The organism is Dermacoccus sp. MPR-E5, assembly GCF_058809565.1.
In genome coordinates this window covers 1-1,436 of sequence record NZ_JBXASS010000041.1, presented here as the reverse complement: position 1 = coordinate 1,436, position 1,436 = coordinate 1, and the positions used below count along the sequence as shown (strand labels likewise).

Sequence of the window (1,436 nt, the reverse complement as noted above, 5' to 3'; positions counted from 1 at the left end):
GGCTCTTCACAGATGAGGGTGTAGTTGAGGTCTGAATCCGCCGGACTCGAGCAGGGATCTGGCGATGTAGTTGGTCAGGTTGCGGAAGCCCAGGGCCGAGCCGCGCAGGTGCTCCAGGCGTCCGTTGATCGCCTCTGTGGGGCCATTGCTGGTGCCAGGCCGCTCGAAGTAGGCCAGCACGTCGGTGGCGCGAGCCTTCAGGGTCCGACCGAGCTTGCGCAACTCGTCCAGCCCGGCGGGGACGTCTTGGCTGACGGCGTCGATGAGCGCCTCCATCGCCGCGCGGCCGAGGGATCGGTCCTTCTCGCGGTAGGCCGCGATCATCCGCTGGTAGATCCCCCAGGTCGCCTCGACGGGCACGTGCTCCTCGAGCACGAACAGCTCCTGCAGGCGGGTCTGCTGCTTGTCGGTGAGCAGGCCCGCGCCGGTGTGCAACGTTCTACGCGCACGGTAGAGCGGGTCGTCTTTGCGGCCGCGGTGCCCGTGCAGTTCCTGCTGGACTCGGCGTCGGCACTGGTCGAGGGCATCACCGGCAAGGCGCACGACGTGGAAGGGATCCATCACCGCAGCCGCGTCGGGCAGTTCCTCGGCGGTGGCGCTCTTGAACCCGGTGAAGCCATCCATCGCGACGACTTCGATGGCCTCACGCCATGCCTGAGGGCGAGCGGCGAGCCACTCCTTGAAGACTCGCTTGGAGCGGCCCTCGACCATGTCCAGCAGTCGTGCTGGGCCGCTGCGGTCGCGGATCGGGGTCAGGTCGATGATCACGGTCACGTATTTGTCGCCTTTGCGTGTGTGCCGCCAGACGTGCTCGTCGACGCCGAGCACGCGGACGCCGTCGAAGCGGTTCGGGTCCTCGATCAGGACGCGTGTGCCCTGGGCCAGGACGGCATCGTTGGCGGTGTTCCACGCAACCCCGAGCCCCTCAGCGACCCGCGCGACCGTCAGGTGTGCGATGACGATGCCCTCCAGCGCCCACGCCAGCCCTCGCCGGGAGAGCTTCGCGCGTGGCTCGGCCGCCAAAGACGTGTCTTGGCGCCACACGTGGCCGCAGCCGGTGCACCGGTAGCGGCGGACCGTGACCTCCAACGTCGTCGGACGCCACCCCAACGGCTCGTGGGCCAGCCGGCGGACAACCGTGCCGCGCGCGGTTCCTTCACAGCCACAGCGTCGGCACCAGCGGTCGGGTTCGACGACTCGACAGGCCAGGACCGCACCGGCGGGCTCGAGGCGCTGACCGGTGGCCTCAAGGCCGAGCTCATTCAAGCGGCAGAACATGGTCAGGTCAGGGTCGGTGAAGGTAGCGTCAGGCACGTCGAGGTCTTCCAGATGGGCAGTGTGAGAACTTCCATCATCGGAAGGCCTCGACGCCTACCCGGGCAGCGCCACGCCGTTCGATCCTTGACTACGCGCTACACCCTCATCTGTGAAGAGCC

The 1,436-nt window shown here is 67.9% G+C and carries 1 protein-coding gene; it reads right to left on the bottom strand.

Annotated elements, in window-relative coordinates; genetic code table 11:
• Window positions 1-6: 6 nt before the first annotated feature.
• Window positions 7-1,314, bottom strand: a complete 1,308-nt coding sequence (locus tag AC1RS9_RS14470; RefSeq protein ID WP_083604063.1) for an ISL3 family transposase — start codon at window positions 1,312-1,314, stop codon at window positions 7-9.
• Between the last annotated feature and the right edge of the window lie 122 nt (window positions 1,315-1,436).